Here is a 22931-nt window from a genome sequence, read left to right as displayed (position 1 = left end):
TTGGTGGGGCGCGGGCACCACCTATCCTTCCCTCATCCCTGTGACCTCAGGCTTAGCCCGAGGGATGTCACAGGGATCCAGCGCGCCCAAGTCCTTGGGCGCAGGAAACTCCCTTGTTTTCAAAATAGTCATTCACCGCGCGGACGCGCGGTGGCTGGATTCCTGTGACAGGCACAGGAATGAGGAGTGTGGGGTTGGCCTCCGGCCACTTTTCCGCAGCCGTTTCATTTTTACTCGGCGTCGTCCTCGGCCTTGTGCCGAGGAGGATCTGCTGCCCTATCGACCGGAAGCCGATGCTCGGGACAAGCCCGAGCATGACGGAAGAGAGTTCAGAGGCACCACCGCCCAATCGCCCAGATCATCCCCGCCACGCCGCGAACTTCTAGCCATGACCGAGCCCGCATGCGATAGATGATCGACACATTTGGAGGAGTGGATATGAACGGTTTGCAAGGTAAAATCGCGGCCATTACCGGAGCTGCCTCAGGCATTGGATTGGCGACGACCGAGGCGATCATCGCGGCGGGCGGCACGGTCGTGATGATCGATCGGGACGAGGCGGCGCTGAGTGCGGCCTGCGGCAGGCTCGGCGAGAGGGCGATCGCGCTGCCGCTCGACCTTCTGAGACCCGAGGAGTGCGCCGGCCTGCTGGACGGCATTCTCTCGAAGGCCGGCCAGCTCGACATCTTCCATGCCAATGCCGGCACCTATATCGGCGGGGATCTGGCGGATGCCGACCTCGATGCGATCGACCGCATGCTCAATCTGAACGTCAACGTGGTCATCAAGAACGTCCGGACGGTCGTGCCGCACATGATCGAGAGAGGGACGGGAGACATCATCGTCACCAGTTCGGTCGCGGGCCATGCCCCGGTCCCGTGGGAGCCGGTCTATTCGCCTTCGAAATGGGCGATGCATTGCTTCGTCCAGACCATGCGGCGGCAGCTCCTCAAGAACGGCATCCGCGTCGGATCCGTCTCGCCCGGCCCTGTCAGCAGCGCCTTGCTGAAAGACTGGCCTGCGGAAAACCTGCGCAAGGCAAAAGAGGCGGGCGCGCTGATCGAACCCCGCGACGTCGCGGAAGCCGTGCTCTTCATGCTGACCCGCCCGCGCAACGTGACGATCCGCGACGTGGTGATCCTGCCGAGCGCCTTCGACATCTGATGTGAGTGAAGGCAGGGTGGATTCCTCTCCGTATAAACCGGCTGCGTGAAGAGGGGATAGTGCGTGCCGAAACGCCGGCTGAAGCTCTCCGGGGCTACCGCCCGGTCGTCCAATCCTCGACGCGCAGACCATCCACGCGCCGGAACTCCCCGACGTTGTTCGTAATTAGAACAAGATCCCGCGTCTTCGCCTGCGCGGCTATCAGCACATCATAAGGACCGATCGGTGTTCCCTTTGCCGCCAACGCCGCGCGGATCTCTCCAGCGGCCAGCGCATCCTCGCGCTCGAAACCGACGGTCGGGAAATCCGCCATGAACAGGCGCAGGGTTTCGAGATTGTAGGAAATTTTCGCGCTCTTGTAGGCGCCGTAATAGAGCTCGTGCATGACGATGCTCGACAGCCCGATCGATCCCTCGTCGCTGTCCATGATGTGGGCGAGCAGCGTGTCGGACTTCCGGCCGATCAGAGCGATCACCGCATTGGTATCGATGAGATGAGTGATCACTTGAACAAGTCCTGAAGGCCAGTTCTCTCCTGATCTTCCGGCTGCTCACGTCCCTCCGCCATGAAATCGTCGCTGAGGCCGCGCTCCAGGGCGCTGCGCAACGAGGCCCAGCGCCCGCCGTGATCGGTCCGCGGCCGCAGAATGATCGCATCGCCTTCCCGTGTCACTTCCACCTGATCGACGTCGAAGCGAAACTCCTTCGGCAGCCGGACGGCCTGCGAATTGCCGGATTGAAAGACGCGCGCATATTGCGGCATAGAGAACGCTCCACAGATCGTATATATAGTTATGTATATACGCGGCTGGCGGCACTCATACAAGAAGCCGTTCCGCTAGCGAGGCAGAATGCCGAAAGGCGAGAGCGTCAGCAGATCGGGATCATCGCTCGCCGTCGCTTTCGCCACTTGGGCATGGCTCATGCTGTAGCCGTAGGAAAGGACGCGGACGCCGTCGATCATGAAGAACTGCGCCTGGTCCAAGCCGGGCCGCAGGCTCCCCGTTACGGTGACGGTCTCGTACATTCTTTCGAGGTGCAGAGGCTCCTGCGGAACGACGCGGACCAGCTGATTGGGCGGAGGGGAGGGCATGTGGCTGCAGGCTCCGGCCCAGGGGACCAGCATGAATTCGTAGACGAGATCACCATCCTGGTCGACCGGCAGCACGAAGCCCGTCAATGCGACGGGCTGGCCTTCGTCATGCCAGACAAGCGTTTCGCCCTGCGGGCCGCTGACCGTCTTGCCCGACAGCGGCATTGTCGCCTTGGCCTGTTCGGCCGGGCGCAAAGCGCTCCAGAAGATGGGCTGGGCTGCGGCAAAGGCATCGGAAACCGGCGGTGCGGAAGCAAATGCCAGCACCCCGAACATCAGGCGAAACAGTCTGTGCTTCATCATCGCGTCTCCCGTGGCCGCCGTTTCGGCGACCTGCCGCTGCCGCGGAGGGTACTCCTGATTTCGCTCGGCCGTCCATCCGCTTTCCCTCGGCGGAAAGGATTTCCTGACCAAGCCCTTCGAGGCGATCGATGCGGTGCTGCGCATCTTCAACCTGCTCGAAACTCGCATCCTGACGCTGGAACTCACGGGCTGGCGACGCCGAAATCGGACCGCCCGGGGACGATTGATCGCCTCCGCTCAACGTCCGAAAGCGGGCCGATTTCAGGTCAGGGATTGACCCAGCGGCAAGAAGAGAGGGCGCCGGCTTCGTCATAACAGAACAGCGCGCGACGGTTGTCCTGCTGCCGCAGCTGGAACCAATCCAGCATCCAGGCCCGGAAGATCAAGACGCCAAAGCGCGTCTTTCCCTCGGCCTCATCCGCAGGCTCTGCCGCGTCGATCGTTTCGAAGGCGCGCTCGTCCCCGGGCGGGCCGCCCGCATAGGTCATCCGCGTCCGCGCGGGCAGCCTGCCCCACGCGGCATTAGCACCTGCGCTTCCCGGCCCATGAAGCTCGACCGCCCCTTGAAGCCGAAGCTGCAGCCGGCTCTCGGCGCTAAAGCCGAGGATCGTGACGCGGGGATTGACTGAAAGTTCCAGCCATTTGGAGCTGCGAGTATCCGTATGAAATTCGAGACACCGAGCCGACCTATCGGCCGCACGCAGCACGACCATGCGCGCCTGCGGCTTCGCCTCGGTATCGACGGAGCAAAGGCTCACATAGCGGAAACCCGACTGCGGATCCGCCGCAGCCGTTTCCAGCTCCGCCCATGCCGAGGCATCGATGTCAGTCAGATCCACCGGCAGTCGCTCAGACGGAACGGGCGATGCCGCCGTCGACGCGGATGTTCTGGCCGGTGATGTAGCCCGCACCTTCCGACAGGAGGAAGGCGATGGTGGCGGCGATTTCATCGCTCGTGCCGTAGCGGCCCAGCGGAACGCTGTCCCGCCGCTCGTCGGTCGCGGGCAGGCTGTCGATCCAGCCGGGCAGGACGTTGTTCATGCGGATGTTCTTGGCCGCATAGGTGTCGGCGAAGATTTTGGTGAAACTTGCCAGTCCCGCCCGGGCCACCGCCGAGGTCGGGAACATCGGCGAAGGCTCGAAGGCCCATGCCGTCGAAATGTTAACGATCGCACCGCCGCCCTGGGCTTCCATGATCGGCGTCACCAGGCGGGTCGGCCGCACGGCGCTGAGGAAATAGACCTCCATGCCCTTATGCCAGTCCTCGTCTGAAATTTCGAGGATCGGCGCACGCGGGCCGTGACCGGCGGAATTGACCAGCGCGTCGATCCGCCCCCATCGCTCCATCGCCAGATCGACGAGCCGCTTCAGGTCGTCGTTCGACTGGTTCGAGCCGGTGACGCCGACGCCGCCGAGCTCATTTGCCAGCGCCTCTCCCTTGCCGGAGGAAGAGAGAACAGCGACGCGATAGCCGTCCGCGGCGAGCCTCCTGGCGGCCGCCGCCCCCATGCCGGACCCGCCGGCGGTGATGAGAGCGACTTTTCCTTCAGACATTTAAACCTCCGATAGCTGATTTTGCGCAGCATTATGGCAGAAGCTGAAGGGACTTTCGCGCGAGAAAGAAAGCTGCCAGACTGTAGAAAATCTACTGGATATGCCGATGAGCCAATCCCGCCGCACGCTGCCATCCCTCAATGCCCTGCGCGCCTTCGAGGTTTCCGGCCGCAGGCTGAATTTCCGCGCCGCCGCCGAAGAACTGGGCGTCACGCAGGGCGCGGTCGCGCAGCAGGTTCGCGCGCTGGAGGATCAGCTCGGCCTCAGGCTGTTCCAACGCCTTGCCCGCGGCCTTGCGCTCACTGCCTATGGCACGGCCTATCTGGTGGACGTGACCCGCGCCTTCGATACGCTTGCCGAAGCGACCGCGCGGCTTCTCGACCGGCCGGAAATGGTAACGATCACCGCCACCCCCACGGTCGCCACCAGGCTGTTGATCCCGCGGCTCGCCGAGCTCTACGCGGCCCTTCCCGACATCGATCTGAGGACGGTCGCCACCGAGGCGCTCGCCGATTTCGACCGCGACCAGGTAGACATCGCGGTGCGCCTCACCCGCCCGCCTTTTCCGGCAAACCTGCAGGCGCAACTGCTGTTTCGCCAGGAACTTGTGGCGGTCGCAAGCCCGCATCTGGTCAAGGGCCTGACCTTGCCCTTAAGCGGCGAACAGCTTCGCAAACTGCCGCTTCTGCATGACTCGCACGATCACTGGCCGGTATTCCTGCGCACGCGCGAGAAGCTGCCCGGCGCGGCCTTCAACCATACGACCCTGGCGCTTGACGCCGCACTCGCCGGCCAGGGTGTCGTGCTCGCCTGCCGGGCTTTCGTCATGGCCGATCTCGAGGCCGGACGGCTGGTGCAGGTGACTGATGCGACGGCGACCATCGGATCCGATTACTTCCTCGTGCGCAAACGATCATCGTCGCCGCGAAAGGCGGTCGACGCCGTCTGGGACTGGTGTGCGACGCAGCTCTCGCGTTCCTGACGCGCGCCGCATGAAAACATCGACAGACAATAATGCGGGTCGCAACCTCTCTCCACTCCCCCAGGCGCCCCTCACGCCAGCAGCACCTTGCCACCCGTCCGGAAAGGCAGGGCAGAGCGGAGCGCATTGCCGATCTTATCCAGCGGAAAGACCTCCCGCACCTCGGTCGCGATGACCTTGCCCGCGATCTGCGTAGCAACTTCGGAATAGGCGCGCTGGACCTCGACCATCGCCTCGGAGTGAACCCATTCCCTAAGGTGACAATAGGAAAAGGCGATGTCGGGATGGGACGACCAGAATGACGGCGGGATGCTCTCACCCGAAAGCAGACCATAATGCAGGAAGTAACCGCCAGGCTTCAGCGCATCGGCAAGTACCGAGGCGCGCGCGCCACCGACGCAGTCGAGCACTGCATCGAGCCCGGACCTGCCGGCGAGGCCGGCGGCGAGATCGCTGCCCGCCCTGTCGACGATGACAGCCTCCAGCCGGCCCCGCAGGCGCGCGAGGGATTCTTCGCTGCGGACGATCGCGATCGGCTCGACGCCAACGGCGTTTGCCATGCCGATCAGGATCGACCCGATCGAAGAGGCGGCGGCATTGATGGCAATACGCATGCCGGGTCTCAGCCCGATCTTCTTATGCAGCATCAACCAGGCGGTCATCGGGTTGACATAGCTGGTCGCGGCCTCGAAATCCGAAAGCGCGTCGGGCACGCGAAGGCACCAGTTCGGATCGGTATCCTTGAACTCCTGCCATCCGCCGGCGCTGCGCACCGGCAGCACGCGTGCCCCCGGCGCAAGCCCATGAACCTCTTCGCCGCATTCTTCGACCACCCCGAAGGCTTCGAAGCCTGGGATGAAGGGCAGGGTCGTGCGGCCGGCATAGGCGCCAGAGATGGTGATGATATCGGAGGGATTAATCGAGCGCGCCAGCAGGCGAACGCGAACCTGGTCTCGCGAAAGCGGCGCCAGATCGGCGCGTTCGATGCCGACGACCTCCTCGGCCGGCCCGTATTTTCGCACGACCGCCTGATATTGCATTTGCATCCCCCACACAGTCGGTTAGAACACGCCTTCGAAATTTCGGTGATCGAATGAGCGTTGACGACAGGCCTTTAGCATCGTTCCGGGTCTCGATGCGAGACATCGACATTTATGGCCATGTCCACAATTCGGTTTACCTCGATTATTGCGAGGATGCGGTCGTCGAGTTCCTGCGCCACCGGGAGATCCTCAGCCACTTCCGCCACACCACCTCAGGTGTTGCCTATCATGTGAAGAAGGCGGAGATCACCTTTCACAACCCGATCGACGTCGACGATATCGTCGAGGCGAAGGTCAAGGTCGAGAAGATCGGGCGGTCAAGCCTATCCTTTACGATCGAGCTCTATCGCCAGCGCGACGGCGCCCATTGCGCCTCGGCCGGACTCGTCTGGGTCTGCGTCGGCCTTTCCGACAGCCGCCCGACGCCGATCCCCGAGGCGACCAGGGCCGCCTTGTCGCAGGGCTGACCCATGCCGATCCACGCGGAGCTTCTTCGACACGCCACGGAGAGACCGGACAAGCCGGCAGTCGTGATCGACGGTGGCCTGAGCTATGGCGAACTCTATAGCCGTGCCGGCGCGATCTACCGGTTCATCCAGGCGCTTCCGCGCTCGAACGGCCGTTCATTCGATCTTCCCGGCGTCGAGAAGCTTGTAGCGGTCAGCCTCGGCAATCACATCGGTTTTGCACAGTATTTTATCGCCGCCACCGCACTGGCGAATGCCTGCGCTGTCATCGATCCGATGATGCCGGAGGCAACGATCGAGCGCATCGTCGAGCGCCTGGCGCCTGACGCGCTTGTCGTCGATGATGCTGCCAACGCAAGCGCCGAGATCGGCCGCCGGCTCGGTGTTCCCGTGATCGTCGCCGGCGCGGAGCCCTTTGACCTCGCCGCGACGGGAGACGACATGCCCGTCGATGCCGAGGGGATCTTCCTGATCGGCTTCACCTCGGGCACGACAGCCGAACCGAAGGCCTATTACCGCTCGCGCGAACAGTGGCGCCGAAGCCTCGATCGGGGGCGTCTCGTGTTCGAACTCCAGGACGCGCCCTCGACCCTGTGCCCGGGAGCGCTGGCGCATGGGCTCGCGCTTTACGCACTCGTCGAAGCGCTCGATGCCGGAGCAACCTTCCATTCGATCGGGAAATGGGATGCCGGCGCGGTCGCGCGCATTCTCTCCTCAGAAAAGATAGAGCGGCTGGTTGCCGTGCCCACCCATATAGCGGGCATCGCCCGGGCATGGAGCGAGCCGATGGAATCCTTACGCGACGTGCTGACCGCCGGCGCCAAGCTGAACCTCAACGAAGTCCAATCCATGCGCCGACTTTTTCCGAAGGCGCGCATCCGGGAATATTGCGGCGCCTCCGAGATTGGTTTCATGACCATTTCGACGCTCGTTGGCGGCGCGACCGATTTTCCGATCGACCGGGTCGGGCGAGCCTATCCCGGCGTCGAAATCTCCATTCGCGACCCGGAGGAAAACGATGTCGGCACCGATGTGCCGGGCACCATCTTCGTCAACAGCGACCTGATTGCCGACGGCTATCTCTGGGGCGACGACGGCCAGGCATTCCGGGTCACCCCGGCGGGCGCGACTGTCGGCGATCTCGGCGAAATCGATGCAAACGGCATGCTGCGGGTGATCGGCCGGGCGGGCGGCATGATGATATCGGGCGGCAACAACGTTTATCCCGCCGAAGTCGAGAGCGCGCTCAAAACCTGCCGCGGCGTCGAAGATGCCGTCGTCTTCGGGCGGCCGGACCCCTATTACGGCCAAAGCATCGTTGCCGTCGTCTCGGGGGAGGCGATGGATGCGAAAATGCTTGCCGAGCATTGCGCCGGCAGGCTTGCAAGGTTCAAGATCCCCAGGCAGTTCTACCATATCGGCGCCTGGCCGATGACGAGCAGCGGCAAGATCGCGCGCGGGCAGGTAGAGGCATCGGTGATTTCGGGAGACGGTCTTGTCCTACGCCTATCAGCCTGACGAGGATTGGCAGCCGGTCGTGGTCGCCGCCTACCGCACGCCGATCGGCCGGGCCTTCGGCTCGCTGTCGACGGTTGCAGCCGAAGACCTGCTTACCCCCATCATCCGCCGGATCGTCGCAGAAACAGGCGTTGCGCCCGATGCCATCGACGACGTGCTGGTCGGCAATGCCGCCGGCGGCGGCGGCAATATCGGCCGGCTGGCCGCCCTCCATGCCGGCCTGCCCATGGCCGTTCCCGGTGTTGCGATCGACCGGCAATGCGGTTCCGGCCTCGAAGCGATCATCATGGCCGCCCGGCTGATCCAGGCGAAGGCCGGTTCGGTTTTCCTTGCCGGCGGCGTCGAAAGCGTCAGCACTGCGCCGTGGCGCGTGGAACGACCGAAGACGAATGGCGCCGTGCCGCGCTTTTACGGGCGGGCGCGGTTTTCACCTGAGGCGATCGGCGATCCCGAGATGGGCATCGCCGCCGAAAATGTTGCGCGCAAATTTGACATCTCGCGCCGGCTTCAGGATGAGTTCGCCCTACGCAGTCACCGGCTCGCCGTCGCAGCGGCCGAAGCAGGCCGCTTCCTGCCGGAGATCGTCGAGATCGCCACCGCCAGCGGCCCCGTAACGCGAGACGAATGTCCGCGCCCGACGACCTCGCTCGAGGCGCTCGCAAAGCTGAAACCCGTTTTCCTGGCGGATGGCTCGGTGACGGCAGGCAATGCTTGCCCTGTGAACGACGGCGCCTGCCTGGTGCTCGTCATGAGCCGCGGCATGGCGAAGAGCCTCGGCATCGAAAAGGGCCTCGCCTTCATCGACAGCGCCGCCGCCGGCGTCGACCCCAACCTGCTCGGCATCGGCCCGGTCGCCTCGACGGACAAGCTTCTGCAGCGCCAGCCTCACCTGTCGCTTTCCGCGATCGACGCCATCGAATTCAACGAGGCTTTCGCGGCCCAGGTTCTGGCGTCGCTCGATCAGCTGGATCTATCAGCCGACACGGTCAACAAAGAGGGCGGCGCCATCGCTCTTGGCCATCCCTTCGGCGCATCCGGCGCGATCCTGGTCACCCGGCTCTACGGCCAGCTGATCCGCAGGGACGGCTGGGCACCAGGCACAACCGGCCTCGCCATGATCGGCATCGGCGGCGGCATCGGGCTCACGGCGCTGTTCGAGGCTGTCCGCCTCTTCTGAGAAGACCGCCATTCAGGCACGTGCGCTGCCGGTTTCAATCCTCTTGTGATCTGGCTCGATCGATATTGGAAACCAAGGCGGCTCCGATGCGGCGAGGGCGCCCGCAATCTGATCCCGAAGCCAGACACTTCCCGGATCGCGATCGAAACGACGAAGCCAATACATGGTCACGTCCATTTTCGGCGAATCCATCGGGGGCATGAACACGTCGAGCATCAGCCGGCCGGTCAACATGCGCGCGAAATGAACCGGAATGCTCCCCAGCATTTCGCTCGCTTCAACGGCAAGAGCGACCGCGTGGAAATGCGGCACCGTGACCATGACGCGCCTGACGAGACCCAGGCGTGCAAGGGCGGGATCGATCGTCCCCGTCCTGCTGCCATCGGCCGAGCGCAGGACGTGGGGAACAGCGCAGAAGACGTCCGCCGGTATGGCGTCTCCTGGACAAATGCCATGGCTGGCAAGGAGAGGATGTCCTCGCCTGGCAATGCATACCAGCCATGATTGGAAAAGCCTACGGCTTACAACCCATTCAGGCGGTTCGAACGACCGATCGATAACGATATCAGCCCGGCCGTCACGCAGCATCCCGAAGACTTGCGATGATGCATGATCGATCATCTGCAGGATGATAGAGGGCGCCGCTTTGGCCAGGCGTGCAGCAAGCGGCGGCATCAACAGCGAGGAGAAGTAGTCCGATCCGATCAGCATGAAGGATCGGGTCGAGGTGGCGGGGTCGAAGGAAGTGTTCGTCGCCAATGCCTCTTCCATGCCGGCCAGGGCTTGCCTTATCGGTTCACGCAGCTCGAGCGCCCGGGCGGTCGGCATCATCTGATTGCCTTCCCGGACGAACAATTCGTCGTCCAGGAGCGCGCGCAGTCTCCCCAACGCCGAACTCACGGCCGGCTGGGACAAGCCGACACGCTCGCCGGCTCGCACGGTCGAGAGCTCCGCCATCATGGCGTCGAATACACGCAACAGATTGAGATCGAGGGCTGAGAATTTCACGAACTCAATATCCTCTATATGATCATTCAATTTCCGTGCAGCCGCTTCCAGCAATAAATTTGGACAGCAGTATAAGACTCTATTCCATTCAACCTTGGAAGGAAATTGCGATGAATGTCGCTGGGGGCATCGGGCGGACCGTAAGCTGGATGGACACTTCCTACACCATACAGGTGGGGCGATTTGAGAGCGGCGGAATTGTCGGAGTTTTTGAAGGCACCGTGCCTGCCGGCGGCGGGCCGCCCGTCCACATTCATCACAACGAGGACGAAGTGATCCATGTGATCGAAGGCGACTATGAGTTCTGGCTGAACGGCGCGATCGTCCCGGTCGCCGCGGGGAGATCGATCTTCCTGCCGCGTGGCGTGCCGCACACATTTCGAGTGACAAGCGCTTCTCGCGGGCGCAACCTCACCATTCTGACGCCGGGGGGCATGGAAGAATTCTTCATCGAGGCAGCTGCGCAGGCTCCTCGTCTGCCGGAGCATATGGATCGGTTGCTCAAGCTTGCGGAACGCTATGGCATCGAATTTCGCGGGCCGCCGGATTGGGACGCCGCCCGGGCGTCCTGACAACGGCACCCCGCATCAACGACTGCAAAGTGCGCCGATCGGCTCCCACCCCGCACCCAACGCCTCAGCGCCTCCGTCTCGGTCGCGACGGCATCCAAGGCGGCGCGGCGGGACACCTCGACCGCAGGTGAGGTGCGCTACTGCCTTGGCATAGGACGACAGCGACCGAGAGAGAATGGTTCGAGCGCACGATCCGGCGCATTCTGCTCCCGTCGGCGGTGGTCGGCCGCGCCGGGAATCCACGTGGCGATTGTCTCATGCCGATCAAGTCTGCTGCCCCACTGAAGGGGCGGTTTGCAGCTCATCTTGAAATCAACAGAGGACACCTCGTAAAGGACCAGGGAGATTACCATGAAGATCATCGTTATCGGCGGGACCGGCCTCATCGGCTCGAAGACGGTGGAAAGGTTGCGCAAGAAGGGACACGACGTTTTGGCGGCCTCGCCGAATTCGGGCGTCGACACGATCACCGGCAAAGGCGTCGCCGAAGCGCTTGCCGGGGCGCAGGTGGTACTCGACCTCGCCAACTCGCCTTCCTTCGAAGACCAGGCCGTGCTGGAATTCTTCCAGACCTCGGGCCGCAACCTGCTCAAGGCCGGGGCTGCGGCCGGCGTGAGACATCACATCGCGCTGTCGATCGTCGGCATGGAGCGGCTGCAGGGCAGCGGTTACATGCGGGCCAAGATGGCGCAGGAAGAGCTGATCAAGAGCTCCGGCATTCCCTATACCATCGTGCACTCCACCCAGTTCCATGAATTTATGGCCGGCATCGCCCAGGCGAACACGGTCGGCCAGACCGTGCACCTGTCGCCGGCCTATCTGCAGCCGATCGCCTCGGACGATGTCGCCGACGTCATGGCCGAAGTGGCGCTCGCAGCACCCGTGAACGGCACGATTGAAATCGGTGGCCCGGAAAAGATCCGCCTGACCGATATCGTGACACGGCTCTTCAAGGCGACGCACGATCCGCGCCAAGTGACGGCCGATCCGCACGCCCGCTATTTCGGCGTCGAGCTCGATGACACTTCGCTCGTCGCCGGCGCTAATGCGCGGCTCGGCAAGATTCGCTTCGACGACTGGCTGCGCCAGCAGCCCCCAGAAAAAAAAGCGCGTGACGGCGAAGCGTCGCCTGTCGACCCATTCCCATCATCGGAGGAGACCAGACATGCTTAGGAAAATAATCTCGGCGGCGGCCTTTGCGCTTGTCCTTGCCGCCGGCACTCAGGCTGACGCCGCTGGCGGCAAAGCCAAGGTGACCCTCGTCTTTGACCAGAAGCTGCCCAATGTTCCCGGCAAGAGCATGAAGGCCGTGCTGGTGGAATATGAACCGGGCGGCCAGTCGCCCGGCCATACGCACCCGAAGTCGGCCTTCATCTACGCCACCGTTCTCGAAGGGGCGATCACTAGCAAGGTGAATGACGGGCCGGAGAAGACCTACAAGGCCGGCGAGAGCTTTCCCGAATTTCCCGGCGATCATCACGCCGTCAGCAAGAATGCCAGCAAGACAAAACCGGCGCGCCTGCTTGCGGTGTTCGTGCTCAATACCGACGAGACGGACCTGACGACAGACGACAAGTAACCTCAACCTCGATGCCCGGCGCTGCCGGGCATCGATTCCGTGCGCCGCGTTCAAACAGCCTGCAGCGCCAGCTCCAGATCGGCGATCAGATCATCCGGATGCTCGATGCCGATCGACAGCCGGATTGTCGATTCCAAGACGCCAATGCGCTCCCTGACATCGGCCGGCACGCCGGAATGCGTCATGGCGGCGGGGTGGCTTGCGAGCGACTCCGTGCCACCGAGGCTGACGGCGAGCTTAAAGACCTGCAGCGCGTTCAGGAATTTGAAGGAGGCCGGCTGGCCGCCGCGGATATCGAAGGAGAAGGTCGAGCCGGCGCCGGTGCATTGGGCGGCGAAGGTGCGGCCCGACGGCGAATCCGGATCGTGGTAGGGAAGATAATGAACCGTCTCGACCTTCGGATGATCCCGCAGAAAATCGGCCACCGCTCGCGCATTGCTGTTCGCCCGCTCCATGCGCAGCTGCAGCGTTTCCAGCGACCGGCCGAGCATCCAGCAGGAATGCGGATCGAGCTGCGTGCCGATCGCGCCACGCAGCGCCTTGACCTGCTTGATGACAGCCTTGCGTCCGAGGACGGCGCCGGCGATCAGATCCGAATGGCCGCCGACATATTTGGTCAGCGAATAGAGCGAGATATCGGCGCCATGCTCGATCGGCCGCTGGAAGACCGGCCCGAGCAGGGTATTGTCGCAGACGACGACCGGTACATGCCCCTGCCTTGCGCCGATTGCATCGGCCACGCGCCGGATCAGCGCGACGTCCACCAGGCTGTTGGTCGGGTTGGCGGGCGTCTCGATCAGGATCACGGACACGCGACCCTTGCCGACCGCCTGATCCGCCGCCTTCTGCACCGATGCCTCGCTGACGCCATCGGCAAAGCCGACCGCGGCGACGCCGAAATTGAGGAAGGTTTTCGCCAGTAAGGTTTCCGTGCCGCCATAGAGCGGCTGCGAATGCAGGATCGCATCCCCCGGCCGGACGAAGGCGAATAGAGTGGTGGCAATCGCCGCCATGCCGGAAGAGAAGAGCGCACCGCTTTCCGTCCGCTCGTAAACGGCGAGCCTGTCCTCCACGATCTCGCTGTTCGGATGATTGAAGCGCGAATAGACGAGGCCGGCGCCCTTGCCGGCCGGCGGCTCGCGGCGGCCGGAGACATAATCGAAGAAATCGCGGCCATCCTCGGCGGAATTGAAGACGAAGGTGGAGGTCAGGAATACCGGCGGCTTGACCGCCCCTTCCGAAAGTTCGGGATCGTAGCCGTAGTTCAGCATCTGCGTTTCGGGATGCAGGGCATGATTGCCGATATGAGTTTTGGAAGGATGCGGGGCGGTCATGATCGTCTCCTCTGTCGAACCTGCCGAAGGACAAGATACATCAAATCGGGGAGCAGTCATCGAGACTGCTCGATTAAGAGTGGCGATGATGCCCTCCGAAAACCGCTCACCCTTTCGGCCTCGTGCCGAGACGCTCAGCTCGCGATCTCGCCCAGAGTATCGGCGACATAGGCGCCGCGCGCACCCATCGGCAGCGGATGGCCCGTCGTCGTGTCCCGCGCCGTCTGATGCTCCAGCTCGGCATTGAGCTCCGCGCCGACGATGAGAATGACAACGGAAAGCCAGATCCAGATGAGAAAGCCGATCAACGCGCCAAGCGTGCCATAGGTCGCGTTGTAATTGGCGAAATGCTCGAGATAGAAGGAGAAGCCAAGCGACATGGCGGCCCAGGCGAGCGCAGTCAGCCCCGCGCCCCATGTCATCCACCGGATCCTGGCGGGCTCGCGGCTTGGGCCGAAACGGTAGACCAAGGTCACGGCCACCGCGGCCACGAAGAGAAGCAGCGGCCATCTCAAGAGAAGCGCCATCTGCTCCTGAAACTGGTTGAGCCAGAGATAGGAGAGCACGACAGGCATCACGCCCACGAGCGCCACCATGACGACCGCAAAAACCATCGCGCAGAGGGTAAAGCAGAGCCCGATCAGATTGAGCCGCACCAGGCTGCGCTTCTCCCTCTCCTCATAGGCGACGTTCATTGCGTCGAAGATCGCCAGCGTGCCGCTATGCGTGCTCCACAGTGCAATGCCAAGACCGACGAAAAAGGTAATGCCGAGCGTGCTCTCGCGGTTTTCGACCAGCGCCTTGATCTGATCGGCAAGAAGATCGAAGGCCCCGGGCGGCAGAAGCACGGCAAGCTCGCGAAGATGTTCGGAGATGGTGATGGGATCCGCCACCAGGCCATAAAGCGAGACCAAGGCTGCCAAGGCCGGAAACAGTGCCAGGAGCAGATAGAAGGTCACGCCCGCCGCAATGAGGGTGACCCGGTCGTCGAGGACCTCATGGAAGACGCGCCAGAACACATCGCGAAGGCCGCTCATCGGAATGGCCTCGGGTGTCGCCGCGCTGCGCCCGTGATCGCCACCAGACCAGGCGACTGCCGCCGGCGGCGCCAGCGAGCTGCGCTGCCTTGCCTGCATAAACACGATCGCCCCGACGGCGGCGGCGACCATCGCCGTAGCGAGGGGATATCTCTTGAGGTGGAGCGCATCAGCCATTACCCTATCCTCCGAATTGCTTCGTGGATAACGCCGGGTGCGGCTAAAGGATGCAAGCCGTTGCTTTCCTCCGGAGATTTCGAAAGAGGGGAGGGCGCCCGCTGCCGCTCCAAGCGCCGCAAGGCAGGAACTGCCTCGGCTTAGAAAATCTTAAGTCTATGATTCTACGTTGATAATTTCTCGTACGGAAGCCAAATCGACCATTGCTTTCGTTACTTCGGTAAAGCCATGGTTCATGCACTTTCGCGGGCGTGGCATCCTGCGGCGCCAGAAGAGCAAATTCGCGCCCGTAAACCACTAGATGGAAGGCAATTCTATTCCGGCAGGCCAGCCTTGCGCAACGCCAACGCCAGCCCATTCATTAGCTGAGGCCGCACCACGTCCATCCGGACAAACTCGCCTATCGTCCAGCCAGGCGCGACCTGCAGGAGGCGCCCGGCAGCGGCTCGAGCGGCCTCCAGCCGATCGAGATTGGCATAACTTGCCACTAGGCTGGCATGAAGGATGCTAAAACCGGGGTTCACCTGGATGCCGAGAGCTGAATACTTTACCGCGTCCTCGAACTGCGAGGTAAACAGGCTGACCCAACCCAATGCGAGATAGGAATGGTAGTTCATTGGATCGAGTGGGCTTAGCCGAAGCGCCTTGAATGCATGGTCGCGTGACTGGTCGTAAGTTTCGTTGAACATGTGGACCATCGCGCTTAATCCGTAAGCGAGCGACGAATTGCCGTCCAGCATCAGTGCCCTGTCAAGCGCGTTGATCGAGCGCTCGTAACCGTGGGTTATCGTGGCATGGACGAAAGCTCCGAGGCAAAGCGCCTGCGGATCGTCCCGGCCGGTCGCGAGTGCCGCGTGCGCGTGTCTAAGCGCAGCGGCTCTATCCTCGGGATGGAAGCCGCCGCGCAGGAAACGCTGCTCGTATCCCCAAGCGGCATAGCCATGTGCGCAGGCGTAGTCGGGATCAAGACGCAAGGCCTCTCTCAGCAACCGCAGGGCTTCATCGGACTCCGCCGGCGTGTTGGCATAACTGTGCGGCAACGCGCGGAGAAAAAAATCATAGGCATCCAGGCTGCCTGGCCGTTTGCGGCGCGCGCGCTCGATCTCCGCCCGCCGGATCGTCGGCTCAAGTGTACCAACGATCCGCTCGGTCAACTGATCCTGCAGATCGAAAATGTCCTCGGCTGCGCCCTCAAACCTGTCGGCCCAGATATGGGTTGCGTCCCGCCCTTCGATCAGTTGCGCAGTGATGCGCAACCGGTTCGCTGATCGCCGGATACTGCCTTCCAGCACATAGCGAACACCTAGTTCTCTGGCGATCTGCCTGACGTCGATGGCCTTATGTTTGTATGCGAAGGTGGAGTTTCGCGCGATGACAAACAGGCTCGGAATTTTGGAAAGATTGGTGATGACATCCTCTACCAGTCCATCCGCAAAATACTCCTGTTCTGGATCGCCGCTCATGTTTTCAAAGGCCAACACGGCTATCGACGGCCTATTCGGCAGGGAAGGTGGCCTTGCCAATCGCGTCTCCGGGGAAGTCCCTTCCTGCACGAGGCGATGCACCGTGAGCGGCTCGGTGATATTCTTGACCTGCTGCTCCCCCATCGATTCAAATCCGAAGGCAAGTGTCTTTTCGACCTCCCGCACGACTTTGCCGGAGATGCAGATGCCACCGGGATCAGCGAGTTGCTGCAGACGCGCCGACACATTGACGCCTTCTCCATAGCGGTCATCGCCGTCGACTATGACTTCACCGAGATTGAGCCCAATCCTCAGCTCCAGCCGCTCGTTTTGCGGCACCTTCGCATTGCGCTCGTTCAGCGCGCGCTGCACCGACACCGCGCATTCCACAGCATCCACGGCGCTGCCGAATTCGGCGAGCAAGCCGTCGCCCATGAGCTTGAAGATGCAGCCGCGTCGCTTGGTGATTTCTGGTTCGATCAGCGCTTTGCGCATCGCGGTGAGACGCTCGAACGTGCCCGTCTCGTCCCGCTCCATCAGCGCCGAGTACCCGACGACGTCGGCCGCTAAGATAGCCGCGAGCTTCCTGTCCATCTACCCCCTCACATGAAGCCATGCCGAACATTAACATAGAAGCGGAAAGCCACCTAGGAGCCTTCCCGGCGGCAGTAGCAAATGCCGGCAAGATGAAGCATCACCACATCCGTTGTCCGCGGACAACCGATCCAGGAGATGCCTGCCGACCATGCCGAAAGAAGATCTTACAGAACCTGCGCGGACAGAAAGCCGTTGACCCGCCGCTGCAAAAGAGCAAACCGGCGGCAACGGCAGCCACGACGCCAACTGGCCTCATGTGGCGACAACTAGGCGGCCATCGTTCGCGGCTGATCATAGATCGCCGCCCCCGGTTGTCCGCGGACAACGACGCAGGAGATCATCTGCGCGATATCGCTGGTAGACATCGGCTTGAATTCGCCGCATTGCGGCACTACCTCGTGACGAGCCGAAGCGCTGCCCTCCTAGCTGCTTTGGCCCGATAGACAGCACTCCTCCTCCCATGCTGTCGGTCACTATCGAAGCCCGGCGCACTCTCCCGCGCCGGGCTTCTGTCAGATCGATATCACACCCCCACGCCGTTCGAAGTCCTCATGGGGCACCGCAGGGTCACGCCCTCGTGGCGCCGACACCTCCAACGCCTCTCGTCGACCGCGGCACTCACCAACGGACGTCAGCCACGGCATCCTCCGCCAACCCTCATGCTGAGGTGCGCAGCCGGCAGGGCGGAGCCTCGAAGCACTCGCAGCAACGCCGCTCCTTTCGACGCGACTCGCACCCACGCCCCTTGAAGTGCTCTTGAGCGCCGGCGCGGTAACCTCCTACACTTCTCATGGGACGCAGCGCTCTAAACCGGCCACGAACAAGATCAGCAAAAAACAACCGAGGTGACGGATGAACAAGCTTGCGCAATGCCATTGCGGATCACTCCGCGCAAAGACATCAGGCGATCCGCTCATGGTGAGCATCTGCCACTGCCGCGATTGCCAGCGCAGAACCGGCGCCGTGGCCGGCAGCGGCGCGATCTTCGCGAAGGCGGAAGTGATGATCGAGGGGGATCGCAGGATCTTCGAGCGGGACGCCGCGCAGGGGCGCAAGGTGCGATTCCATTTCTGCCCGAACTGCGGCACGTCCCTATACTGGGAAGGCGATTTCAATCCCGACCTCTACATCGTCGCCGTTGGCGCGTTCGCCGACCCGGCATTTCCACCGCCCCTGGTTTCCGTCTACGAGGAGTCCAGGCACGATTGGTTTCAGCTTCCCGATGGGGTGAAGCGCGCGCAACGCGGCCTGGTTTCGGCAGCGGCTGCGGACAAGGAGCAGGGCAGCGGCTAGCGGCCTTGATGGCCGTACGCCATGAGGGCGGCTCCTCTTCGGCAGCCCGTGCGGAGCGTGCGGCAACACCGCTCCTTGTCATTTGACACCTGCGCACCCGCGCCGACCTTCGAGGCCCTTAAGGGCACCTCAGGGTGAGGCTCTCTTGGGCGTCGCGCCGGTCGCCCACGACAGCGGCACTTGGCGTGGCCAGCGCCACATCGCCGGCGGCCGCGCCACCGTCCGCTGCGCCCTCTACATGGCAACGCTCTCGGCCATTCGCTGCAGTCCGGCCATCAAGGCCTTCCACAAACGACTGCGCGCTGCCGGCAAACCACCCAAGGTCGCGCTCGTCGCCGCCATGCGGAAATTCATCGTCATGATCAACACTATCATCAAAAGACGAACCCCATGGAGCGAACCGCAACAACACGGTTGCTTGTACGCGCAGGCCGAAGGACCGTAGCCTCGAAGGACACGCCGCAGCGCCGCTCCTTGCATCAATCAACGTGGCGCGCCCGCTCCTCTCCGGGGCAACAGTCGATATCCCGACGCATTTTTGATCAGCAGCCGCCGCTCAGCTTCATCCCTGCGAAAGCTCCTCGTCTCCGCTCAAAAGTGACAGCAACTACATGTCGTGAGAAGACAGCAGAAAGTAAAGGAACTAAACTTCAATATTACTTCCATTTCTGGATCAATACGAAACAAATCAGGGCACTAGCCCCCTATACCGTTGCAAACTCCAGCCGCTTAGCCGGCGTCACCACCCTGGTGTGCCGGCATTAAACTTGAGAAAATTCGCTTCGATTCCATCTCTGAAGATGACGCCGCGTTCAGGCATCTCGGAAAACAATCGCGAGCGGCTGATTCCCGGGAGACGCTGCCCACGGCAAGGCGGTTACCACCATGGTAGGCATTTGATGAGCCTTTGAGACGACCAAAGGAAGCGGCGGCTTTTCGAAGCCGCGCTACGATTTATGATCTTATGAGCCCGACCAAATCGGTCACCGCCTCTTAATCGTCGATTGCAGTGACTGAGAGGTTCGAGAAGTCAGCTGTGAATAAGGAAGACAGCCCATGAACTATTTATTCTTCTCTTGGGCTTTCCCGGCGTCGGAAAGCTGGCGATCGCGAGAGAACTAAGCCCGCTCCTGACTGCAAAGGTCATTGACAATCATTGGTTCAACAACCCGATACTGCGTCTGCTCGACGACGACGGAATGACGCCTCTCCCGAATGGAGTATGGGCATATACCGCCAGAGTCCGACAAGCCGTCCTAGATGCGATTGTCGCTTATGGCCCTCCTTCGGCGAATTTCATTTTCACGCATGCCGGCATAGAAGGTGATGAACGTAGCAATCGCACCTTTCAGCAGATTGCTGGCGCGGCCCAACAACGCGGGGCGGTGCTGGTGCCCGTGAGATTGCTCTGCGACGAGGAAGAGTTGGCGCGTCGCGTGACCACACCGGCGCGTCGCGAGCGGTTAAAGTCCGTTGACGTGCAGGCTGCCAGGGAGAAAAGCAGACGAGCCCAGGTCCTCCACCCCCAACACCCGTTTACGCTGAATTTGGATGTCACTTCGAAGACGGCGGAAGCAAGCGCAGCAGAGATTTACGATTATATCTTAAAGGTAACAGCCGGCGATCTCGGTTCGCTCCAGGACACCGGTGTCATTACCCTACCATAACCATCCGAACCTTAGCTTCCTCACACCACCAGCATCCCCTGCCGCTCAGCCAGCGTCACCTCCGCCCGCGTGCCGGCGTTGAACTCCAGAAAATCCGCCTCAATGCCGTCGCTGAAGATGACGCCGTGTTCCGGCATTTCGGAGACGATGGTGAGCGGCTGGTCCTGAGAGACGATGCCGGCGACGATGGTGGTGCCCGTGGTGCGGCTGGGGAAGGGTTCGCGTACGAAGTAACGCAGGTAATCCGCATCCCAGGCGAAGGACATGTCGATCGTCCGGTTGGCGGGTTCGAGGCCGAGCGCGCTTGCGGCTCCGAGCCAGCCGGAGTAGAGGCTCTTCAGCCAGCCGGTCGAGCCCATGCCTGTCGAGACGATGATGCCGCTGGAGGACTGGCGTTCCTCGCGCTCCTCTGCGTGAAGGATATAGCGCGCCGAGACGTGGCTTTGCGGCCCGATGAAGAGGTCGTTGACGGCGTGGATGACGGCGCCGGTGTTGAGCGTCGCCTTGGCCATGCTGACGTGTTTGATCGGCCGCTTGTCCTTCAGCGCCTCGCCGATCACTCTCGGAAGGCTCTTCGGGTTGAAAGGCAGCAGCAGGCCGTCCCAGCGCCTGGGATCGGGGTTGACCCCGAGCACCGGCTGCCCGTCGAGATATTTCAGCGTATTGGCGACCAGGCCATCCTGGCCGAGCACCACGACAACATCGTCGGGAGCGAAGACGAAGCTCGCGAGGTAGCGGCGGTCGAGGCGCTGGACGCGGGCGACGGCGCGCAGGCTTGCTTCCACCTCTGATATAGCCGTTTCGTATCGCTTCTTCTCCGCGAGGTAGTCGCTGAAGTCGGCGCCGAGATGTTCGACATAGAACTGCGCTTGCTGCACCGTGTTGAACCGGGCGATGAGTTCGTCGAGCCGGGTCGGCCTGACGACAAGGATGATCTTGCGCTCGTCAGAGACCGGCACGGTCCTTGCCCTCCTGCGGCTGCAAGATCTCCCTGAGAAGATCGGGCGAGACGTTCAGCTGGCCGATCTTCGTCGCATTGTCGGCAAGGTCGCGGAAGGCGAGCGCCATCAGTTGGCCCGGCTGCATACCGACCGAGGCGAGTGCCTGCAGCACTTTCGGATCGGCCTCTTCGAAGGATTTCATCATCGCCGTCAGCGCATAGGCCTGCGCGTCGGCCTCGGCCCGAGCATTGGTCGCCGCCAGCGTCACCAGCTCGCGGTTCTGCTCTTCGAGCGCGATCTTGCCGGCCATTTCTTCCCGGCGGATTTGCAGCTGCCGTTCCTGCACGGCGCGTTCGGCCTCCATCTGGGCTTCGCGCACCTGCCGCCTCTTGTTCTCCAGGGTAATCTCGGTGGCGATCTCGTTTTCCTTGATCATCCGCTCCTGCTCGATCGCCGCGTTGCGCCTGCTATAGATGGCCTCGTCGGCCTGCCGCAGCAGGGCTTCACGGGCATGTGCTTCCAGCGCCTTTGATGTCTCAGCCTTCGGCATCACGGCAAGCAGCGACAGGCCGAGAATCTCCAAGCCGAGCGCATCGATCGTCGGATGCACCTTGAGCGCCTCGGCCACGCGGGCGACGAGCGCCTCGCCCGAAGCAAGAACCGCCTTCAGCGACAGCGTCTGCACCTCGGCGCGCATCGCCACCTGAACGCGGTCGATCACGCGGGTCGAAAGCTTCTGCGGATCCTCCGAGACATAGTGGCCCCTGCGGTCGAGGGTGAAATTCAAAAGTGCCGCCGTGCGGCGCGGCTCGGCGATGCGGTAGGTGATCTGCCCCTGCACCGTCACTTCCTGGAAGTCTGATGTCACCAGAGGAAAGATGAAAGGATCGTTGACGCTGGCCGTCGGCACAAGCACGAGAGAGCTCGAAGGCGAGAAATGCCAGAAGGCAAGGCCGGCGCCCTCGCGGACGGCCTTGCCGTTCTGATATTGGATGACGTATTGCGTGGGTTCCGTCTTGATGAAGCGCAGTCCGAACATATCCGTTTTCCAGTTCTTGGCGCGAGCCCCTCGCTCGTGTTGAAAAAGAGAAACATGACTTAGTGACAAATGTCAACTAACTTAGTTTACGATTTACACTAAGGCTCACACCTGCTATGTTCCCATCATGACGACACACGATAATGACGCCTTCAAACCAATCGCCACCGTCGATCTCGCCATCTTCTCGCTGTCGCCGGCGGGCCTCTCCGTGCTTCTGGTGCGACGCGCGAACGCGCCCTTCACCGGCGACTGGGCCCTCCCTGGCGGCTGGATCCATATCGACGAGGATGCGGATCTGGAGGGCGCGGCGCGGCGGGTTCTGAAGGAAAAGACCGGCGTCGAAACACCCTATCTCGAACAGCTGCAAACGACGGGGAACCGCGATCGAGACCCGAGGGGCTGGAGCATCAGCATCGTCTATATCGCGCTGCTTTCGGCCGACGACGTCGCCGAACGGCAGGATGCGCTGGCCGAGGAGGCCGAATGGCGGCCGATAGAAGGCGACGGCGTCGGCTTGTCCCTTGCCTTCGACCATGCGTCGCTCCTCAAGGAGGCGCTCGGCCGCATCCGCAGCAAGGTCGAATATTCGAGCCTGCCCGGCCATCTGCTGCCTGTCCGTTTCACATTAAGCGAGCTGCAATCGGTCTACGAAACCCTTCTCGGCCGCAAGCTGGACAAATCGGCTTTTCGAAAGCGCATGGCGGAGGCCGATTTCCTGGAGCCGGTCGAAGGCGAGATGCGCCGGGCGAGCAACCGGCCCGCCCAGATGTTCCGCTTGAAGGACGCCCAGTCGCTGGTGCTGTTCGACCGAAGGATCTGAGCCGTCCGCGCCCAGCGGGGCGCCAGATTAGGCATTCAGACGCTGCTGCTTCTGCTGGTCGAAGAAATCAACCCGTGGAGCGGTCTGCCGCTCATCCTCCC

The 22931-nt window shown here is 62.4% G+C and carries 22 protein-coding genes and 3 pseudogenes; 13 read left to right on the top strand and 12 right to left on the bottom strand.

Features of this window, described 5'->3' with window-relative positions; translation table 11 throughout:
- Positions 1–438 precede the first annotated feature (438 nt).
- Complete coding sequence (locus NMA58_RS23970) at positions 439–1164, top strand: SDR family oxidoreductase (RefSeq protein ID WP_434714186.1); 726 nt, start codon at positions 439–441, stop codon at positions 1162–1164.
- A 94-nt stretch (positions 1165–1258) separates the two neighbouring features.
- Here the strand turns inward: NMA58_RS23970 and NMA58_RS23965 are convergent, their stop codons facing one another.
- The 3 genes from NMA58_RS23965 to NMA58_RS23955 all read right to left on the bottom strand — a co-directional run bounded on the left by NMA58_RS23965 (position 1259) and on the right by NMA58_RS23955 (position 2559).
- Positions 1259–1669 (bottom strand): type II toxin-antitoxin system VapC family toxin, encoded by a 411-nt coding sequence (locus tag NMA58_RS23965; protein WP_221157535.1) that lies wholly within the window; start codon positions 1667–1669, stop codon positions 1259–1261.
- Positions 1666–1926 (bottom strand): antitoxin, encoded by a 261-nt coding sequence (locus NMA58_RS23960; RefSeq protein WP_085781307.1) that lies wholly within the window; start codon positions 1924–1926, stop codon positions 1666–1668. The genes NMA58_RS23965 and NMA58_RS23960 overlap by 4 nt, the downstream gene beginning before the upstream one ends.
- A 75-nt stretch (positions 1927–2001) precedes the next feature.
- Positions 2002–2559: a DUF3299 domain-containing protein gene (locus NMA58_RS23955; RefSeq protein ID WP_434714185.1), complete on the bottom strand. Its 558-nt coding sequence runs from the start codon at positions 2557–2559 to the stop codon at positions 2002–2004.
- A gap of 79 nt (positions 2560–2638) precedes the next feature.
- Here NMA58_RS23955 and NMA58_RS23950 point away from each other — a divergent pair.
- A pseudogene (locus tag NMA58_RS23950) lies at positions 2639–2874 on the top strand (hypothetical protein); the annotation flags it as partial.
- Here NMA58_RS23950 and NMA58_RS23945 read toward each other — a convergent pair.
- Entirely contained in the window at positions 2826–3398 is a 573-nt protein-coding gene (locus tag NMA58_RS23945; RefSeq protein WP_434714184.1) for a pyridoxamine 5'-phosphate oxidase family protein, read from the bottom strand. The pseudogene NMA58_RS23950 and the gene NMA58_RS23945 overlap by 49 nt on opposite strands.
- Before the next feature lie 10 nt (positions 3399–3408).
- On the bottom strand, positions 3409–4113 hold the full coding sequence (locus NMA58_RS23940; RefSeq protein ID WP_434714183.1) for an SDR family oxidoreductase: 705 nt from the start codon (positions 4111–4113) through the stop codon (positions 3409–3411).
- A 106-nt stretch (positions 4114–4219) separates the two neighbouring features.
- Between NMA58_RS23940 and NMA58_RS23935 the strand changes: the two genes are divergently transcribed.
- Entirely contained in the window at positions 4220–5095 is an 876-nt protein-coding gene (locus tag NMA58_RS23935; protein ID WP_434714181.1) for a LysR substrate-binding domain-containing protein, read from the top strand.
- A gap of 71 nt (positions 5096–5166) precedes the next feature.
- Here the strand turns inward: NMA58_RS23935 and NMA58_RS23930 are convergent, their stop codons facing one another.
- On the bottom strand, positions 5167–6135 hold the full coding sequence (locus tag NMA58_RS23930; protein ID WP_434714179.1) for a zinc-dependent alcohol dehydrogenase family protein: 969 nt from the start codon (positions 6133–6135) through the stop codon (positions 5167–5169).
- 53 nt (positions 6136–6188) lie between these two features.
- On the opposite strand from NMA58_RS23930, the gene NMA58_RS23925 reads away from it, so the two are divergent.
- The 3 genes from NMA58_RS23925 to NMA58_RS23915 are packed head-to-tail and all read left to right on the top strand — an operon-like array spanning position 6189 to position 9300.
- Positions 6189–6605 carry an acyl-CoA thioesterase gene (locus tag NMA58_RS23925; protein ID WP_302755405.1) on the top strand — a complete coding sequence of 139 codons (417 nt, stop codon included), beginning with the start codon at positions 6189–6191 and terminating at the stop codon, positions 6603–6605.
- Between the two features lie 3 nt (positions 6606–6608).
- A complete protein-coding gene (locus NMA58_RS23920; RefSeq protein WP_434714178.1) occupies positions 6609–8123 on the top strand; it encodes an AMP-binding protein in 1515 nt (504 codons plus the stop codon).
- The gene (locus NMA58_RS23915; RefSeq protein ID WP_434714177.1) at positions 8101–9300 is read left to right on the top strand and encodes a thiolase family protein; all 1200 of its coding nucleotides are present in this window, start codon (positions 8101–8103) and stop codon (positions 9298–9300) included. The genes NMA58_RS23920 and NMA58_RS23915 overlap by 23 nt, the downstream gene beginning before the upstream one ends.
- Positions 9301–9312: 12 nt before the next feature.
- On the opposite strand, the gene NMA58_RS23910 is transcribed toward NMA58_RS23915, so the two are convergent.
- A complete protein-coding gene (locus tag NMA58_RS23910) occupies positions 9313–10308 on the bottom strand; it encodes a LysR family transcriptional regulator (RefSeq protein WP_434714176.1) in 996 nt (331 codons plus the stop codon).
- Between the two features lie 110 nt (positions 10309–10418).
- Between NMA58_RS23910 and NMA58_RS23905 the strand changes: the two genes are divergently transcribed.
- The 3 genes and pseudogenes from NMA58_RS23905 to NMA58_RS23895 all read left to right on the top strand — a co-directional run bounded on the left by NMA58_RS23905 (position 10419) and on the right by NMA58_RS23895 (position 12459).
- Entirely contained in the window at positions 10419–10880 is a 462-nt protein-coding gene (locus NMA58_RS23905) for a cupin domain-containing protein (protein WP_434714175.1), read from the top strand.
- 351 nt (positions 10881–11231) lie between these two features.
- Positions 11232–11990 (top strand): annotated as a pseudogene (locus NMA58_RS23900) (SDR family oxidoreductase); the annotation flags it as partial.
- A 55-nt stretch (positions 11991–12045) separates the two neighbouring features.
- Positions 12046–12459, top strand: a complete 414-nt coding sequence (locus NMA58_RS23895) for a cupin domain-containing protein (RefSeq protein ID WP_221128163.1) — start codon at positions 12046–12048, stop codon at positions 12457–12459.
- Between the two features lie 50 nt (positions 12460–12509).
- Here NMA58_RS23895 and NMA58_RS23890 read toward each other — a convergent pair whose 3' ends face one another.
- The 3 genes from NMA58_RS23890 to NMA58_RS23880 form a co-directional block, all read right to left on the bottom strand.
- The gene (locus tag NMA58_RS23890; protein WP_434714173.1) at positions 12510–13793 is read right to left on the bottom strand and encodes a cystathionine gamma-synthase family protein; all 1284 of its coding nucleotides are present in this window, start codon (positions 13791–13793) and stop codon (positions 12510–12512) included.
- Between the two features lie 134 nt (positions 13794–13927).
- The gene (locus NMA58_RS23885; protein WP_434714171.1) at positions 13928–15007 is read right to left on the bottom strand and encodes a YihY/virulence factor BrkB family protein; all 1080 of its coding nucleotides are present in this window, start codon (positions 15005–15007) and stop codon (positions 13928–13930) included.
- A 314-nt stretch (positions 15008–15321) separates the two neighbouring features.
- The gene (locus tag NMA58_RS23880) at positions 15322–17007 is read right to left on the bottom strand and encodes an adenylate/guanylate cyclase domain-containing protein (protein ID WP_434714170.1); all 1686 of its coding nucleotides are present in this window, start codon (positions 17005–17007) and stop codon (positions 15322–15324) included.
- 912 nt (positions 17008–17919) lie between these two features.
- Between NMA58_RS23880 and NMA58_RS23875 the strand changes: the two genes are divergently transcribed.
- From NMA58_RS23875 to NMA58_RS23865, 3 genes and pseudogenes are all read left to right on the top strand, one after another.
- The gene (locus tag NMA58_RS23875; protein WP_183704983.1) at positions 17920–18360 is read left to right on the top strand and encodes a GFA family protein; all 441 of its coding nucleotides are present in this window, start codon (positions 17920–17922) and stop codon (positions 18358–18360) included.
- Between the two features lie 139 nt (positions 18361–18499).
- Positions 18500–18805, top strand: a pseudogene (locus NMA58_RS23870) (transposase); the annotation flags it as partial.
- Positions 18806–19427: 622 nt separating this feature from the next.
- Positions 19428–20027 (top strand): phosphotransferase-like protein, encoded by a 600-nt coding sequence (locus NMA58_RS23865; RefSeq protein ID WP_434714364.1) that lies wholly within the window; start codon positions 19428–19430, stop codon positions 20025–20027.
- A gap of 20 nt (positions 20028–20047) precedes the next feature.
- Here NMA58_RS23865 and NMA58_RS23860 read toward each other — a convergent pair whose 3' ends face one another.
- Together NMA58_RS23860 and NMA58_RS23855 are read right to left on the bottom strand one after the other, a co-directional pair.
- Positions 20048–20986: a sugar kinase gene (locus NMA58_RS23860; protein ID WP_434714168.1), complete on the bottom strand. Its 939-nt coding sequence runs from the start codon at positions 20984–20986 to the stop codon at positions 20048–20050.
- Positions 20973–22007: an SPFH domain-containing protein gene (locus NMA58_RS23855; protein WP_434714166.1), complete on the bottom strand. Its 1035-nt coding sequence runs from the start codon at positions 22005–22007 to the stop codon at positions 20973–20975. The genes NMA58_RS23860 and NMA58_RS23855 overlap by 14 nt, the downstream gene beginning before the upstream one ends.
- A gap of 127 nt (positions 22008–22134) precedes the next feature.
- Between NMA58_RS23855 and NMA58_RS23850 the strand changes: the two genes are divergently transcribed.
- Positions 22135–22830, top strand: coding sequence for an NUDIX hydrolase (locus NMA58_RS23850; RefSeq protein WP_183704979.1), 696 nt, complete (start codon positions 22135–22137; stop codon positions 22828–22830).
- Positions 22831–22931 lie beyond the last annotated feature (101 nt).

The organism is Rhizobium sp. YTUHZ045 (assembly GCF_051124255.1).
Taxonomy (GTDB): domain Bacteria; phylum Pseudomonadota; class Alphaproteobacteria; order Rhizobiales; family Rhizobiaceae; genus Rhizobium.
This window is presented reverse-complemented; position numbering and strand designations above follow the sequence as displayed.